Annotated in this window: 14 protein-coding genes and 1 pseudogene; 5 read left to right on the top strand and 10 right to left on the bottom strand. The window is 61.2% G+C overall.

All coding sequences use genetic code 11. The annotated features are described in order from the left end of the window. Positions 1–292 precede the first annotated feature (292 nt). Positions 293–1,210 carry a DMT family transporter gene (locus RHEC894_RS30555; protein WP_085740384.1) on the bottom strand — a complete coding sequence of 306 codons (918 nt, stop codon included), beginning with the start codon at positions 1,208–1,210 and terminating at the stop codon, positions 293–295. A 213-nt stretch (positions 1,211–1,423) separates the two neighbouring features. After that, entirely contained in the window at positions 1,424–2,074 is a 651-nt protein-coding gene (locus tag RHEC894_RS30550) for a GntR family transcriptional regulator (RefSeq protein ID WP_085740383.1), read from the bottom strand. A 164-nt stretch (positions 2,075–2,238) separates the two neighbouring features. On the opposite strand from RHEC894_RS30550, the gene RHEC894_RS30545 reads away from it, so the two are divergent. The 4 genes and pseudogenes from RHEC894_RS30545 to RHEC894_RS30530 form a co-directional block, all read left to right on the top strand. Further along, positions 2,239–3,660, top strand: coding sequence for a malonyl-CoA decarboxylase (locus RHEC894_RS30545; protein WP_085740382.1), 1,422 nt, complete (start codon positions 2,239–2,241; stop codon positions 3,658–3,660). Further along, complete coding sequence (locus tag RHEC894_RS30540; protein ID WP_085740381.1) at positions 3,657–5,171, top strand: malonyl-CoA synthase; 1,515 nt, start codon at positions 3,657–3,659, stop codon at positions 5,169–5,171. Before RHEC894_RS30545 ends, RHEC894_RS30540 begins: the two co-directional genes overlap by 4 nt. Positions 5,172–5,266: 95 nt before the next feature. Beyond that, on the top strand, positions 5,267–6,613 hold the full coding sequence (locus tag RHEC894_RS30535) for an SLC13 family permease (RefSeq protein ID WP_085740380.1): 1,347 nt from the start codon (positions 5,267–5,269) through the stop codon (positions 6,611–6,613). Next, a pseudogene (locus RHEC894_RS30530) lies at positions 6,595–6,795 on the top strand (GMC oxidoreductase); the annotation flags it as partial. The gene RHEC894_RS30535 and the pseudogene RHEC894_RS30530, both read left to right, overlap by 19 nt. Before the next feature lie 160 nt (positions 6,796–6,955). Here RHEC894_RS30530 and RHEC894_RS30525 read toward each other — a convergent pair. Then, positions 6,956–7,159, bottom strand: a complete 204-nt coding sequence (locus RHEC894_RS30525) for a cold-shock protein (RefSeq protein WP_003572688.1) — start codon at positions 7,157–7,159, stop codon at positions 6,956–6,958. 99 nt (positions 7,160–7,258) lie between these two features. Then, positions 7,259–7,771, bottom strand: coding sequence for a hypothetical protein (locus RHEC894_RS30520; protein ID WP_085740378.1), 513 nt, complete (start codon positions 7,769–7,771; stop codon positions 7,259–7,261). 338 nt (positions 7,772–8,109) lie between these two features. On the opposite strand from RHEC894_RS30520, the gene RHEC894_RS30515 reads away from it, so the two are divergent. Continuing rightward, entirely contained in the window at positions 8,110–9,198 is a 1,089-nt protein-coding gene (locus RHEC894_RS30515; protein ID WP_085740377.1) for a hypothetical protein, read from the top strand. Positions 9,199–9,221: 23 nt separating this feature from the next. Here the strand turns inward: RHEC894_RS30515 and RHEC894_RS30510 are convergent, their stop codons facing one another. The 6 genes from RHEC894_RS30510 to RHEC894_RS30485 all read right to left on the bottom strand — a co-directional run bounded on the left by RHEC894_RS30510 (position 9,222) and on the right by RHEC894_RS30485 (position 15,461). Next, the gene (locus RHEC894_RS30510; RefSeq protein WP_085740376.1) at positions 9,222–9,965 is read right to left on the bottom strand and encodes an ABC transporter ATP-binding protein; all 744 of its coding nucleotides are present in this window, start codon (positions 9,963–9,965) and stop codon (positions 9,222–9,224) included. Next, on the bottom strand, positions 9,962–10,819 hold the full coding sequence (locus tag RHEC894_RS30505) for an ABC transporter ATP-binding protein (RefSeq protein ID WP_085740375.1): 858 nt from the start codon (positions 10,817–10,819) through the stop codon (positions 9,962–9,964). The genes RHEC894_RS30510 and RHEC894_RS30505 overlap by 4 nt, the downstream gene beginning before the upstream one ends. Beyond that, complete coding sequence (locus RHEC894_RS30500) at positions 10,816–11,751, bottom strand: ABC transporter permease (protein ID WP_085740374.1); 936 nt, start codon at positions 11,749–11,751, stop codon at positions 10,816–10,818. The genes RHEC894_RS30505 and RHEC894_RS30500 overlap by 4 nt, the downstream gene beginning before the upstream one ends. Before the next feature lie 4 nt (positions 11,752–11,755). Next, positions 11,756–12,850 carry an ABC transporter permease gene (locus RHEC894_RS30495; RefSeq protein ID WP_085740373.1) on the bottom strand — a complete coding sequence of 365 codons (1,095 nt, stop codon included), beginning with the start codon at positions 12,848–12,850 and terminating at the stop codon, positions 11,756–11,758. 5 nt (positions 12,851–12,855) lie between these two features. Next, positions 12,856–14,442, bottom strand: coding sequence for an ABC transporter substrate-binding protein (locus RHEC894_RS30490; protein WP_085740372.1), 1,587 nt, complete (start codon positions 14,440–14,442; stop codon positions 12,856–12,858). A 68-nt stretch (positions 14,443–14,510) separates the two neighbouring features. Further along, positions 14,511–15,461 carry a dihydrodipicolinate synthase family protein gene (locus tag RHEC894_RS30485; protein WP_085740371.1) on the bottom strand — a complete coding sequence of 317 codons (951 nt, stop codon included), beginning with the start codon at positions 15,459–15,461 and terminating at the stop codon, positions 14,511–14,513. Positions 15,462–15,465: the final 4 nt, after the last annotated feature.

Below are 15,465 nucleotides of genomic sequence, written 5' to 3'. Positions count from 1 at the left end.
GATCTTGACGCACTTTGGCTGTTGTTGAAACTCATGACGCCTTCCTATCCTTATTGAAGGTCAATCGATGATTTCGATGCTCGGGATGGTCCGGCTCCCGTGGCGGGCGGGATGGCGAACAATCTGCAGTGAACTGAGGGCGCTTGTCCAGTCCGCATCGGACAAAACAAAAAGTCTTACGAGCGGACGACAGTCCAATATATCCGGGCGCGGTTTGTCCGTGCCCGTCGGAGCGGCGCCAGCAAGAGATGATCGGCGAGAGGCATTCCTGAATGCCGATCGGGTTCGCCTTTCAATGCCCGTCCGGCGGGACGGCTTCCGCCGGCACCGTCTCCTTCAGGTTCTTCCGGTGGAAGATGAACAGGCCGGCAAAGACGATGATTGCGGCGCCGACGACGATCTGCATGTCGGGAATATCGTTGAAGAAGACATAGCCGAGCACGATCGCCCAGAGCAGCAGCGTATATTGCAGCGGCGCGAGCAGCGATGCCGGGGCAAGCTTCAACGAGCGCGTGATGAGCAGATGCGCGCAGGTGGCGACGATCCCGAGCAGCAGCATGCCGGACCAATCGATCAGCGTTGCCGACTGCCAGTGGCCGATGCTGAGAACGATGCCGGTGGCAAGGGCGGCGACGGTCTGCCATGTCACCAGCGTCGTGTCGCTGGTCGAGCGCAGATAGCGGCTCATGACAAGCGACAGCGCGAAGGCCAAGCTGCCCGCAAGGCCGAAGAGTGACGGAAGCGACAGCATCGCGGTCGACGGACGCAGCGCGATGACGACGCCTGTGAAGCCGACCAGAACGGCAAGCCACCGGCGCCAGCCGATCTTTTCCCCGAGAAAGAAATGCGAGAGCGCCGCAATGTAGATCGGCCCAGCCATATAGAAGGTCATGACGTCTGCGAGCGGCAGATAGGCGACGGCAGCGTAGAACAGGGCGACATCGCAGGTCGCCATGAAAACACGTATGAATTGGAGGCCCTTCTGCTCGACGCGGAACAGGGCCATCGGTCCTTGGCGTGCGATCATCGGTCCGAGCACGATGAAGGCGCCGACCGAACGGATCACCAGCACCTGGCCGACGGCGAAGCTTGCAACCAGCCACTTGCCCATCGCATCGTTCAGCGCAAAGAGTAGATCGCCGAGCAACATCAGCAGGACACCCGTCATGATCAGGTTTCCGGCATTGGCTGCAGCCGCCTTGGTCTTCATCTTTCGAATCCTCGCGAAAACGGCCGCGCCTGCGCGACCGAGTGCGGCTTCGGCCTTAACACTGCCAATGTCAATGGTGTGATGTGCGCTGTTGGGGATTGCGCACGCCCTTCGGCAGTGGGCTGAGTAAATCATCAATGAGGTTGCTGCACCCTGCGGCGGTGCGTCGAATACTGGCGCATTTGTGGTGGAGATGAACCGATGTGACAAAGCCTATCTGGTTGCCATGCTTGCGACCAGATCGCTGAACCTCTCACCCTGAATTCCGACATGCGTCCGCAGCAGGCGACGGGCTTCATCTCCATCTCCGGCAAAGATCGCATCGACGATGGCGCAATGTTCCAAGAAGGATGTCGACAGGCGGTTTCGGACGCGCAACTGGAGGCGGCGGTAGGGGCGCAGGCGTCGATGCAATTGCACACATTGCTCCTCGAGGAAATCGCTTCGGCCTGCAGCATAGATGGCCTTATGGAATTCCTCATTGTCGTAATAATAGGCATCGCTGTCACCGGCGCCGGCTGATTGTTCGCAGCGGCTATGGGTGGCCGTGATCGCTTCCCGGGAGACCTTGTCCAGCCGTCGTGCGGCGAGCGATCCGGCCAGGCCCTCTAGCTCAGCCATAACCTCGAACATCTCGTAGACGCGGTGCGGTCCCGGATCGATGACGACAGCGCCCCGGCGCGGTCGAATTTCGATGAGGCCGATGGCATCGAGTTGCATCAGCGCCTCGCGCACCGGCGTACGGGAGACCCCGAACCGCGTCGCGAGCACCGTTTCATCGAGCCGCTCACCGGGGGAGAACTCGTTGGAAAGAATTGAGTTTTCAATTTCATCCCGCAGCCACCTGCCGACATTCTCGGACATTCGCTTCACTTCCTTCATACAAAAAGGCCATTCTTGTATACAAGATTATTGACCTCGTGTACGAAAGATGGCAACTTACATACTACAGGTGAATTCAGCCGATGGGAAGCAGCGGTCAAACAGTGCTCCTATGCGGCCGACCGTCAGCAGAGAGGAGAAATGGCATGTCCGAGGCTTCCTTCTTCACCGACATGCTGCAGAGCATCACGGACCGCGGGCGCCAGCTTCTGTTTTCCGGCTCACGCGCTACACAGGCCGCAGCCAAGGTCGATCTCCAAACACTTTGTGAAATGCTGCTGTCGAGCCGGGGCGAAGCGTCGGGCATGGCCCTTGCGGCCGAGATACTCGATCGCTGGGAAGCGCTCGACAGCGAGGGCGCGCAGGCATTCCTCCATATGCTGCATGAAAAGTTCGGCCCCGACACGGCGAGGCTCGACCAGGCGATTGAAAATTACCGCGCCGACAAAAGCTCTGCCACCACCATTGCGCTCCATCAGGCGGCTGAGCCGCGGCGACAGGAACTCCTGCGCCGATTGAACCATGCGCCGAACGGCACCGCCAAGCTCGTGCGGATGCGCCAGCAGCTGCTTGCTTCGAAGGACCAATCGGCAGGTTATCACGCCGTTGATGCCGATCTCACGCATCTGTTCGGTTCCTGGTTCAACCGCGGCTTCCTGACGCTCAGGCCAATCGACTGGACGACGCCGGCTTACATCCTTGAAAAGATCATCAAATACGAGGCGGTGCACGAAATTGCCGGCTGGGAGGAGTTGCACCGTCGGTTGGCGCCGGCCGACCGTCGATGCTTCGCCTTCTTTCACCCCCGGCTGGCCGACGAGCCGCTCGTGTTCGTCGAGGTGGCGCTCACACGATCGGTGCCGAGAGCGATTGGAGATGTCCTCGACGAGGGCAGGGAGCAGATCAATGCCGACGAGGCGACGACGGCCGTCTTCTATTCGATTTCCAACTGCCAGGATGGCTTGCGCGGAATTTCGTTCGGCAACTTTCTGATCAAGCAGGTCGTGGAAGACTTGCGCAGGGACCTGCCCGGCCTGAAGAATTTCGTGACGCTATCGCCGGTGCCGGGCTTTGCCAGTTGGCTTGCCAAGGCGCGCGCTTCGGCAGCCGACCGGTTGCTGCCGTCAGCGGCCCGCAAAACGCTGATGTTGCTGGACGATCCGAACTGGCCCGCCAACGAGAAGACGGCGGCCGAAGTGGAGCGCGTGCTGCTGCCGCTGGCGGCGGGCTATTTCCTGATGGAGCGGACGCCGGAAGGGCGCCCCGTCGATCCCGTTGCCCGCTTCCATCTCGGCAACGGCGCTCGGCTTGAAAGACTGAATTTTCTTGGCGACCGCTCGACCAAGGCGATGCAGCAAGCACACGGGCTGATGGTCAATTACCTCTACAAGCTCGACGATATCGTGGCCAATCACGAGGCTCTGGCGCAGCGCGGCGAGGTGATCGCCTCATCTGATGTCAAAAAACTGGTCAATCAAGACGACAGCCGCAATGGCGGCAATGGCCAACAGGGCTCCCGGCCATTCGCACAGATCATGAACTCAACGCTTGGAGGAGGGCGAAAGTGAGCAACCATCTTTTCGACGCCATGCGGGCCGCAGCACCCGGCGACGCACCATTCATCCGTATCGACAGCACGCAGACATGGACCTACAACGACGCATTCGCTCTTTCCGGCCGTATTGCCAGCGCGATGGACGCGCTCGGCATTCGCCCGGGCGACCGGGTGGCGGTGCAAGTCGAGAAGAGTGCCGAGGCATTGATCCTCTATCTCGCCTGCCTTCGCAGCGGCGCGGTCTATCTGCCGCTCAACACTGCCTATACGCTGGCTGAGCTCGATTACTTTATCGGCGATGCGGAGCCGCGTCTGGTGGTGGTGGCGCCGGCTGCCCGAGAGGGGGTGGAGAAGATCGCGAAGTCGCACGGCGCGATCGTCGAAACGCTCGACGCTGATGGCAGCGGCTCGCTGTTCGATCTCGCACGCGATGAGCCGGCCGATTTTATCGATGCCTCGCGCTCCGCCGATGATCTGGCCGCGATCCTCTACACGTCGGGAACGACGGGACGCTCCAAGGGAGCGATGCTCACGCATGGGAACCTGCTGTCGAATGCCCTGACCCTGCGAGATTATTGGCGCGTCACCGCCGAGGATCGGCTGATCCATGCCTTGCCGATCTTTCACACGCATGGGCTGTTCGTCGCCACGAACGTCACATTGCTGGCCGGCGCCTCGATGTTCCTGCTGTCGAAGTTCGATCCGGAGGTAGTGGTTTCGCTGATGCCGCAGGCAACGATGCTGATGGGCGTGCCGACCTTCTATGTACGTCTCCTGCAAAGCCCGCGCCTCGACAGAGAGAGCGTCGCCAACATCCGCCTCTTCATTTCCGGCTCGGCTCCACTGCTTGCCGAGACCCATGCCGCGTTTCAGGCGCGCACCGGTCACGCGATTCTGGAGCGTTACGGCATGACGGAAACCAATATGAACACGTCGAACCCTTACGAGGGAAAACGGATTGCCGGAACGGTCGGCTTTCCACTGCCTGACGTGACGGTGCGTGTCACCGATCCAGTCACCGGACTGGTGCTGCCGCCTGACGAAACGGGCATGATCGAGATCAAGGGACCGAACGTCTTCAAGGGCTATTGGCGCATGCCGGAAAAGACCGCGGCGGAATTCACGGCGGACGGTTTCTTCATCAGCGGCGACCTCGGCAAGATCGATCGGGACGGCTATGTCCATATCGTCGGCCGCGGCAAGGATCTGGTGATTTCGGGGGGATACAACATCTATCCGAAAGAGGTCGAAGGCGAAATCGACCAGATCGAGGGCGTGGTCGAGAGCGCCGTCATCGGCGTGCCGCATCCCGATTTCGGAGAAGGCGTGACCGCCGTCGTCGTGTGCAAACCCGGCGCCGACCTGGATGAAAAGACCATCGTCAGCGCTCTCCAGGACCGTCTCGCCCGCTACAAACAACCCAAGCGGATCATCTTTGCCGAGGACCTGCCGCGCAACACGATGGGCAAGGTGCAGAAAAATATCCTGCGGCAGCAATACGCCGATCTCTACACAAGGACGTAAGGCGCCGCGCCCTCTGGGAGGAGGGTGCGGCTGCATCCCGCATCGATCTGGAACACAAAAGCTGCGGCGCTGGAGGCGTCGGAGGGAGGGGAATCATGGGTATTGAATTACTGGCCATAGGCCTGCTGGTCGCGATGTTCATCATTGCGACGATCCAGCCGATCAATATGGGTGCGCTCGCCTTTGCCGGCGCCTTCGTGCTCGGCTCGATGATTCTCGGGATGAAAACCAACGACATTTTCGCCGGCTTTCCGAGCGACCTGTTCCTGACGCTGGTGGCGGTCACCTACCTCTTTGCCATAGCGCAGATCAACGGCACGATCGACTGGCTCGTCGAGTGTGCCGTCCGCCTGGTGCGCGGCCGGATCGCCTTGATTCCCTGGGTGATGTTTCTCGTCGCCGCTGTGATCACCGGTTTCGGTGCCCTGGGCCCGGCTGCGGTCGCGATCCTCGCGCCCGTCGCGTTGAGCTTTGCCGTGCAGTACCGCATCCACCCTGTCATGATGGGCCTGATGGTGATCCACGGCGCGCAGGCGGGCGGTTTTTCGCCGATCAGTATTTATGGCGGCATCACCAACCAGATCGTTGCGAAGGCCGGACTGCCTTTCGCCCCGACATCGCTGTTTCTCTCCAGCTTCTTCTTCAACCTGGCGATAGCAGTGCTGGTTTTCTTCATTTTCGGCGGCGCGAAAGTAGTGAGGCAAGAAGCCTCGTCACTCGGCCCCTTGCCGGAACTGCATCCCGAGGGCGTATCGGCGTCGATCAGAGGTCATGGCGGCACGCCTGCAAAACCGATCAGAGAGCATGCCTATGGCACGGCGGCGGATACCGCGACGACCTTGCGCCTGAACAATGAGAGAATCACCACCTTGATCGGCTTGACGGCGCTTGGCATCGGCGCCCTGGTTTTCAAGTTCAATGTTGGCCTCGTCGCAATGACGGTGGCCGTCGTTCTCGCGCTGCTGTCGCCGAAGGCTCAGAAGACAGCGATCGACAAAGTCAGCTGGTCGACCGTGCTGTTGATCGCCGGCATTATCACCTATGTCGGCGTCATGGAAAAAGCCGGTACGGTCGATTATGTGGCGAACGGCATATCCAGTCTGGGCATGCCGCTTCTGGTGGCGCTTCTGCTTTGTTTCACCGGCGCAATCGTCTCGGCCTTTGCATCGTCGACCGCGCTGCTCGGCGCGATTATCCCTCTCGCCGTTCCATTCCTCCTGCAAGGACACATCAGCGCCGTCGGTGTGGTCGCCGCGATCGCAATTTCGACCACGATCGTCGATACCAGCCCGTTTTCCACCAATGGTGCCCTTGTCGTCGCCAATGCGCCGGATGACAGGCGAGAGCAGGTGCTGCGACAATTGCTGCTCTACAGCGCCTTGATCGCGATCATCGGCCCGATCGTTGCCTGGCTGGTGTTCGTCGTGCCGGGTCTGGTCTGATGGCGGTGGTCGATCCGCAATTGCGGGTGCGTGGGCTGGCGCAGCTGAGAATAATCGATACCTCGATCATGCCGACGATCGTCTCGGGTGCCACCAACTCGCCGGTGATGATGATTGCCAAAAAGACGGCCGAGAGCGTTCTACCAGAGGCGCAAATAGCGCCTCACATTTGGCTGAAGTGATTGCGCGAAAAAATTCTTGCCGTCTTGGGTAACCTAAAACGGCAGATATAAGCTCGATCACCGTCGTGACGGTTTATGGCGCAGCCAGGCATTCGCGCCTGCAGATCGTGACGACGAGCCCAACCCGCTCAAGGCGGGCTGGGCGATCTTCGATTTTCGATCAGAGGGTCGAGACGTTCTCGGCCTTCGACTTTCCGGTCTTGCGATCCTGTCCGACGTCGAAGCTGACCTTGTCGCCTTCGCGGAGCGAACCGCCGCGCTGCAACGCGGACACGTGCACGAACACGTCTTGACCGCCGTCCTCGGGGGTGATGAAGCCGAAGCCCTTGTCGTCATTGAAGAATTTAACCGTACCTGTCGGCATGAGAAACTATTCCTTGTATCATTCGTCGATTTGCAAAGCGAAACTATACCGCCGCCGCTCTTCTATCAACCTGCATGCCGGTGACGCAAGCAGAGAGCGTCAGCTTCGTCGAAGGTCGATCCGGCTCGTGACAACGGACCGGCCTGTCGCCGGGTCGGTATCGACGGTGGTGAGACGCATGCCCGACGCTCCGATCTTTTTGATCGTCATCTCAGCACTTCGATCGCCGTTTACCTCTTTCGCCCATCTTATCGCGAGGTTTATGGCATCACCGTTGCGCTTGCCGCCTAGACCCGCAGTGCCGCTTCCCGCCCCAATATAGGAGCCGGTATAGCTATCGCCGCTCGCCTTGAGGTTGGCGCTGATGACACGGGAAAAAATCATGAGGCTGGTGCAGCGTCCGATGAGCGCAAGGGAAGCTGCGTTCGTGTCCGACTTGAAGCGGCAAGTGACTTTGATGGTCGGTGCATTTGTCCGCACTTTCACCGTCCCGTTACCGCTCCAACTCCCCGCGAGTGTTTTCAAGAAGGCGGATTCGTCGGCATAGGCGGCACCGGCCGTGACCATTGACGCGGTCGCCATAGCGATGGAGCATGCAAGGACCTTGATCATGCCAGTCACTCTCAGGGGAACATCAGCATCACGGCGCAGCCAATCAAGGCGGACGACGGCTGTCATGGTAATCGTTCGGCGGCGATTTGGTTCCGCATGGGAAGCGTTCGGACTTGCAACCGGCACGGCATACTCGCTTATCGACAGGATTCAACGCGCCAATGCTGCTTACGCGTGCCGATAGGGATTGCCGATCGCCCGCCTCAGGTTGTAGATCGGTATCGCACAAGGGGATTGTGCAGTCTGGTCGCAATGACGTCAACTCCGCTCGTTGATCATTGGCCGCTGTTTGAAGCTTTACCGGCGCGCTGCGCTGTCACTCGAGGGGGCCGCGCCCATTGACTTCGCTTGTTCTTCCAAGTCGCCCGCTTTCATTGGCGCGCGACGTCATTTCCACGCCGAACGCTTACTTCTGGTCAACGCCTGTAATCCTGGCACTGGCTGTCTTTCTATTCGTCTGGGAAGCCCCGGGGGTGATCCGTGATTTCCAGATCAGCCAGAACCCCTTGGTGCTCGAAGATGGCGACGTGCAAAACGGGCGATGCACGACACGCAAGGCAGTCTTCACGGACTGCGAGGCACGCCTTGTCTACAGCTACGGTGGGCGAAACTACGACACCGAGGTCGAGGTGATGTTCGTCGATTTCCACACCGGCGACTATGAAACCGATCTTGTGATTTCGGCCGATCATCCGGAACTCGCGACGATAAGCCTGGGTCTGGACATGCTCTGGAACAGGATCATCACGCTCACTCTATTCGTCCTCCTGCTTGGCGGCACGAGCCTGGGAACGATTTTTCTCGGTCTCCGCATTTGGCGGGTCAAGGGACAGTTGCGCCGGCCTGCCAGGCTGATCCCCGTCCCGGTCGAGATCGGTGCATTCGACCGCAAACGCGGCGTTCTCTCCATCACCTACAATGACAAGATTGCCGCCGACAAAACGGGGCGATCGGCTTATACGCGCATGAAGAGTGGACAGGAGCCGCTGATCGTCGGTGAAGCCAACGGCAAGGCTATCGGGCTGGCCGTCAGGCACGGCAACACAGCCCTGCCGGTGCTTCTGGACGATCGTCTGCAGCGCGTTGAGCTGACCGATGCCGAGCGCACCGCGGCTCTTGCGCCATATCGGCGGGACGGCGATCCGAGTGGGCCGATGTTGATCGAAGAACCGATAAGGACGGTATCGGTCTGGAAGCGGCTGAAGCTTTTCTTCGGTGTGTTGCTTCTGATCGCCGTCGGTGTGGTCGGCTTCTGGCTTTGGTACGTCACGAGTTCCTCGACGCAATTCCAATCGCCTGGCATGGACATCAACAATCTCATGCCGGCGCCGCTGAACGAGTGGGGATGCGAGCAGTTGAAGAACCGGTTTGCTCAGGAACGCGCACCGTTTGGTTGCGTTGCTGCCGATTATACCAGCTGGAAATAGACGCCGGGGCGTGCCGGTAGCGGTTATGCCCTCCCGTACATCCGGCTCGCCCGCAGCAGGCGCTGCGAATAGGGATGTTCGACGGCGCCCTTTCGCAATGCCTCGATATCGACCTGTTCGACGATCTCGCCCGCTTCCATGATGGCGACGCGGCCGCACATGTGGGAGACGACGGCCAGATCATGGCTGACGAGGAGGTAGGTCAGGCCGCGCTCTTTGCGCAGATCCTGCAGGAGATTGAGGATTTCGGCCTGCACCGACACATCGAGCGCCGATGTCGGTTCGTCCAGAATCAGGACGTCCGGGTTGAGCATCAAGGCTCGGGCGATCGCCACGCGCTGGCGCTGCCCGCCGGAGAGCTGGTGCGGAAATCTGTGGCTCAGCGCCGGATCGAGGCCGACCGATCTCAGCACCGCGTCGACATCGACGGAGTTCGTATCCAGTCCCTGGTTGCGCAGCGGTTCCTTGAGCTGCGAGCGGACGGTTTTGCGAGGGTGGAGCGATCCGTAGGGGTCCTGAAACACCATCTGTACCCGGCGGAAGAATGGCCGGCTGCGCTGCCGCTCCAGAATCTCGCCCTGGAGCTCGATACGGCCGTCATAATTTGCGTTGAGGCCGGAGAGAGCTCTGAGGACGGTAGATTTTCCGCAGCCGGATTCGCCGACCAGGCCGAACGCTGTCCCTTTTTCGATGACGAGGTTTACGTCTCTGACAACAGGCCTTTGGCCGTGCGCGAAACGAATGGTGAGATTGTCGATCCGGATCATCGCGGCGGCTCCAATGCGCGGTCGTCAAGCCAGGCGGGATCGCGCTTCAGGATCGGCAGCCGGGCAGGCGGATCCTCGATCGTCGGCAGGGACGCCAGTAACCCTTGCGTATAAGGGTGTCTGGCCTTGTCGAGATCGCGCGCCTCAAGCACTTCCACGACGCGGCCGGCATACATGATGAGGACGCGATCGCAGAAATTCCGGATCAGATTGAGATCGTGACTGATGAAGATCAGGCCGAGATTGCGGCGGGCAACGAGTTCGTCGAGCAGGGCCAGAATCTCCAGCCTGACCGTGACATCGAGCGCCGAGGTCGGCTCGTCGGCGATCAGCACTTCCGGTTCGGCGATCAGCATCATGGCGATCATCACGCGCTGGCCCATGCCGCCGGATATTTCGTGCGGATAGAGGCGGGCGACGCGCTCGGGATCGCGGATCTGGACGGCTTCGAGCATGTCGAGCGCCTGGGCGTAGGTTTTTGCCTTGTTTACCTTTGGATGATGGAAGCGGTAGGTCTCGGCAATCTGTTCGCCGATCCGCATGACCGGATTGAGCGAATATTTCGGGTCCTGCAGGATCAGGCCGATCCGCCGCCCCCTGATCGTCATCATCCTCCGTTCGTCTGCCGTGATGAGGTCGACGTCGCGAAAGCGCATCCGCTCGGCGCTGACCTTTGCGGTCGGCGGCAGCAGCTTCATGATCGCCCGGCCGACGGTGGATTTGCCCGATCCGGATTCACCGACGATGCCGAGCTTTTCCTGGCCGAGCGCAAAACTGACGCCGCGTACCGCGCGCATGTGGCCGCCGCCATAGGCGATTTCGAGGTTGCGGATATCGATCAGGGGCTCCGTCATTCCGAACCTCTTGGGTCGAGCACGTCGCGAAGGGCATCGCCGACGAGATTGAAGGCGAGGCTGACGAGCGCGATGGCAATGCCGGGTGCTGCGATCACCCATGGGCTGTCGAGCATGAATTCGCGGCCGCTGGCCGCCATCGAACCCCATTCCGGCCAGGGTGGCTGCGCGCCGAGGCCGAGAAAGCCGAGGCCGGCCGCAGTGATGATGATGCCGGCCATGTTGAGGGTGACGCGGACGATCACCGAGGGAATGCACATCGGCAGGATGTGGCGGGTGATGATCGCAATTGACGTCGCGCCCTGCAGGCGCACGGCGGCTATATAATCCGCCTTGCGAAGACTGAGCGTCTCGGCGCGCGCCAGCCGGGCGATCGGCGGCCAGGCGGTCAGCGAGATCGCGATGATCGCGTTGGTGATACCGGGGCCGAGGGCTGCGGCAAAACCGAGTGCCAGCACCAGCCCGGGGAAGGAGAGGAAGATATCGGTGATGCGCATCAGGATTTCATCGACGATGCCGCCGAAATAGCCGGAGAAGGTGCCGATCAGCAGGCCGAGCGGTGCGACGATGATCGTCACCAGCATGATGATGTAGAGCGTCGTGCGGGCGCCGTAGATTACCCGCGCAAAGACATCGCGGCCGAAATTGTCGGTGCCGAGCCAATGGGCGGCCGAGGGCGGCGCAAGCCGCCCGGCCATGTCCTGCACGATCGGATCGTAGCTCGTCAGCAGAGGGGCGGCCGTCGCCACCCCGATCAGGAGCACGATGATGACGAGGCCGGCGAGACCAAGCGGATGCAGGCTGAACTTCAGCCAGCCCTGATGGATCTGCTGCATCGACGACTGAAACCAGCCCTGTGGCTCCGGCGCCAGCAGCCATTTGCGAAAGCCGCCAGCATGGGTGCTGTCTGCGTCTTCGGTGGAGATCGTCATGGCGTCACCGTGTTCTCGGATCAAGGATGCGATAGAGGACGTCGGACACGATATTGATGATCAGGAAGACGGCGCCGATCGTCAGCACCGAACCCATCACCACGTTCATGTCGTTCATCTGCAGTCCGCGGGTGAGATACTGGCCGAGCCCGGGCCAGCCGAAGACCGTCTCGATCAACACCGCGCCTTCGAGCAGCCCGCCGAACGTCAGCGCCAGGATCGTCAGCAATTGTACGCGAATGTTTCTGAAGGCATGGCGCCAGACGACCTTGCGGGTGCCGAGCCCCTTTGCACGCGCGGTGATGATGTATTCCTGGCTGAGTTGTTCCAGCATGAAACTGCGCGACATGCGGCTGATATAGGCGACCGAGTAATAACCGAGGATCGCCGCCGGCAGGATGATGTGGCCGAGCGCGTTGTGAAAAACGTCCCATTGGCCCTGTATCGCGGCGTCGATCAGCAGAAAGCCGGTCATCGGCGTGACGAGGCCCTCGTAGAAGACGTCGATCCGGCCGGATGCGCCGACGAGCTTGAGCTTGGCATAGAAGATGAACAGCGCCATCAGCCCGGTCCAGAAGATCGGGATGGAGTGGCCGGCAAGCGCTACGATCCGGGCGATATGATCGATGATCGTTCCGCGCTTCACCGCAGCCGTGACGCCCAAGGGAATGCCGATGACGGCGCCGATGATCATGGCAATGATCGCAAGCTCGATCGTGGCGGGAAAGATCGTCATCAGATCGGTGAGGATCGGCTGGCCCGTCGTCGCCGCCGTGCCGAGATCGCCTGTGGCGACCTTCCCGACATAGGAGAAGAACTGCATCCAGATCGGCTGCCCAAGTCCCAACTCGTTATAGACCCGATCATAGACCTCCTTGCTGACCTCCGCCCCGGTGATGGCCAGTACCGGATCGGCAGGCAGCAGACGGCCCATCGAAAAGGTTAGGAAAAGCAGGCCGAGCAGCGTGGTGACGATAGCCACCACGCGCCCTGCCAGGCGCCGCAACAGGCTCGTCAAGGGGTGCGGGGCCGCATCGGCAAACCCGCCCGCCCTGGAATGACGGCTCTCCTGCTTCGATGTCAGATCGGCGCTTGCCACGCGCTCTACTCCTTGGTCACGTCATGCCAGCGCGTCGACCAGGTCGTATGGCCGTGATAACCCTTGACGTTGGCGCGCATGACATAGGGGTCGGTTCGCTGGAAGAAGATGACGAGCGGCGAAGCCATGCCGGAATAGATGCCGTCCATCTTCTTGAAGATGTCGGTGCGCTTTTCCGTGTCGCGCTCCCGCATCGATTGGTCGATGAGCGTGTTGAGCTCGTCCACCTTCATGCCCGTCCGCCAGAGATAATAGCTGCCGAGGCGCGCCTCGTCGCTATTGTCGGGGTTGAAGGCATATTGCGTGGCGACAGCGAAGGGATCGGGCAGGCGGGCGCCGGAATTGCCGAGCAGCACTTCGAATTTGCGCTCGCGGAAGGCGGGCGTGAATTCGCCGGGCACGAGATCGAGATCGAAACCGGCGGCGCGCGCACTCGCCTGCAGCGCTTCTGCGAAGGGCAGGGTCGGGGCTCCCGAGGGATTGAGCACCTTCTTCAGGCCGTTGGGATATCCGGCCTCCGCCAGCAGCTGCTTGGCCTTGGCGGGGTCGTAATCATAACGAGCCGCCGCTTCGCCGGGCGCGCCGATCATCCCGCGCGGGATCATCGACTGCCAGGGAAAGCCGGTATAACGCATGATGTTACCGGAGATCGCCTTCCAGTCGAAGGCGTGCTGGAAGGCCTCTCGGACCTTCGGCTTCTGCAGGTCCGGATCTTTCTGGTTGAGGGCGATGTAGTAGAAGCCGAGACCCGGCACGTTCTCGATCACCATATCCTTATTGGTGGCGAGCGCATCGAGATCGCCACTTGCCACATACTGGCCGACATCGACGTCGCCTGCTTCGAGCTGAAGCCGGAGATTGCCGGATTCCGGGATATGGCGGGCGACGACGCGGGCCATTTCAGGCTTGCCGCCCCAATATTTCGGCTGCGCATTGAAGATCGCCACATCGTTCGGCCGCCATTGCGCCAGGCTGAACGGTCCGCTGCCGGCGGAATTGGCGGAAAGCCAGGCGCCGCCGAAATCGCCGTTCGCTTCATGCGACAGCACCGTCTTCTTGTCGACGATGCCGAGCGACGAGCCTGCCAGCGAATAGAGCACCAGATCGGTATTGACAGCCTGCGGCAGCTCGATCTCCAGCGTGTGTTCGTCCCTGGCGCGGACGAGTTTTTCGACATTGTCGGGCTTGAAGCCCCAGAGCGCCACATCGGTGGAGCCGACCTGACCCATCTTGATGACGCGCTGAATCGACCAGGCCGCATCCTCGGCGGTCACCTTGTTGCCGCTCTGGAAGACGGCGTCGTCGCGCAAGGTCAGCGTAATGATCTTGCCGTCGTCCGAGACGCTCCATTGCGTCGCAAGCATTGGCTTCAGCGTCTTGAGATCGTCAGGCGACAGCTGCACGAGATTGTCGTAGAGATTCGAGATCAGCTCGGAGACCGTGCGGGCGTTGTTCTGGGCCGGATCGAGCGTGCGGATCCCGGTGAGATTCGTCCCGATCACCAGCATATTTGGCGGCGATGCCGCCCAGGCAGGCTGCGTCGTCATCAGAGCACCGGTAATCGCGATCGTTGTCAGTAGCTGTTTTAGCATCTCTAGACCTCCCAATCCTGTGGCGCGGCCATCCCCCACGCCTGTTGCTTGTGGAAATTCTTGCCGGCTCAGCCGGCTGCCTTTATGGACTCTTCGTCCGCTTGGACCTGAATGTCGCCGCCGGCCTGCCAGGCTTGTAGCAACCGATGCAATTCCTCGCGATCATGTGCATCGAGCCGCGGCAATCCCGGCACGCGCACCGGGCCGACATCGAGGCCGGAATAGGTGACGGCCTCTTTCACGACGGTCACGTTCGCGCCGTTGCGGAATTTGGTGCGCATCCGCTCGAAGGGTTCGAGCTTGTTGACGATTGCTCTCGCCGCACCGAAGTCGCCTTTCTCAAGCGCTTCGTGGACGGCAAGCGACAGTTTCGGCGCGACGTTGACGAGGCCCGATGTGAAGCCGCGCGCGCCGGCCGCGGTGAATGTCGGCGCCCAGCTCTCCGCCAGGCCGCAGACGAACAACGCACCGGCCGGATCGGCGGCCGGGATTGCTCGTGACAGCAGCATCAGATCTGTTGTGGCAAACTTGATGCCGGCAATATTGCCGTGGTTTGCGAGGCGGACGATATCCTCGACACCGAAACCCTCGGCCCTGACATAGGCGACGAGCGGCACGGTGGATGCATCGGCTAGATTGCAGAAATAGCCGATCTGGGCCGAAGGTGCCGCGAAAGGATCGACGGGTTGATGCGACATCACGGCGGATGCGCCGATCGCGGCCGCATCCCTGGCCATGCCGATCGCCTCGCGCAGCGACCGGCCGATCGCCGCCGTCACCGGCGCCCGGCCGCCAACGCCTGAAACCGCCGCCTCGTGGACGATCCGGATCTCCTGCGGCGTCAGCGCATAGAATTCGCCGGTATTGCCGGCAGCGACAATGTTGTGGATGCCGGCCGCCGCCACCCGCGCATAGACCTTGGCGGTCACCCGCGGTTCGACTTCGCCTTTACCGTTATAGGCCGTGACGGGAACGCCCGACACGCCCGTGAGCGCCTTGCGCATGATCGCGATGCTCATTTTT

The organism is Rhizobium sp. CIAT894, from assembly GCF_000172795.2.
In the GTDB taxonomy this organism is placed as follows: Bacteria; Pseudomonadota; Alphaproteobacteria; order Rhizobiales; family Rhizobiaceae; genus Rhizobium.
The sequence above is the reverse complement of the archived record's forward strand: the minus strand, read 5'-3'. Positions and strand labels throughout refer to the sequence as shown.

Bases quoted from the DNA above. Each gene is read 5' to 3' on its own strand.
- RHEC894_RS30485 (WP_085740371.1), bottom strand. From the start codon at position 15,461: ATGAGCATCGCGATCATGCGCAAGGCGCTCACGGGCGTGTCGGGCGTT.
- RHEC894_RS30510 (WP_085740376.1), bottom strand. From the start codon at position 9,965: ATGATCCGGATCGACAATCTCACCATTCGTTTCGCGCACGGCCAAAGG.
- RHEC894_RS30555 (WP_085740384.1), bottom strand. From the start codon at position 1,210: ATGAAGACCAAGGCGGCTGCAGCCAATGCCGGAAACCTGATCATGACG.
- RHEC894_RS30535 (WP_085740380.1), top strand. From the start codon at position 5,267: ATGGGTATTGAATTACTGGCCATAGGCCTGCTGGTCGCGATGTTCATC.
- RHEC894_RS30505 (WP_085740375.1), bottom strand. From the start codon at position 10,819: ATGACGGAGCCCCTGATCGATATCCGCAACCTCGAAATCGCCTATGGC.
- RHEC894_RS30520 (WP_085740378.1), bottom strand. From the start codon at position 7,771: ATGATCAAGGTCCTTGCATGCTCCATCGCTATGGCGACCGCGTCAATG.
- RHEC894_RS30500 (WP_085740374.1), bottom strand. From the start codon at position 11,751: ATGACGATCTCCACCGAAGACGCAGACAGCACCCATGCTGGCGGCTTT.
- RHEC894_RS30490 (WP_085740372.1), bottom strand. From the start codon at position 14,442: ATGCTAAAACAGCTACTGACAACGATCGCGATTACCGGTGCTCTGATG.
- RHEC894_RS30525 (WP_003572688.1), bottom strand. From the start codon at position 7,159: ATGCCGACAGGTACGGTTAAATTCTTCAATGACGACAAGGGCTTCGGC.
- RHEC894_RS30550 (WP_085740383.1), bottom strand. From the start codon at position 2,074: ATGTCCGAGAATGTCGGCAGGTGGCTGCGGGATGAAATTGAAAACTCA.
- RHEC894_RS30545 (WP_085740382.1), top strand. From the start codon at position 2,239: ATGTCCGAGGCTTCCTTCTTCACCGACATGCTGCAGAGCATCACGGAC.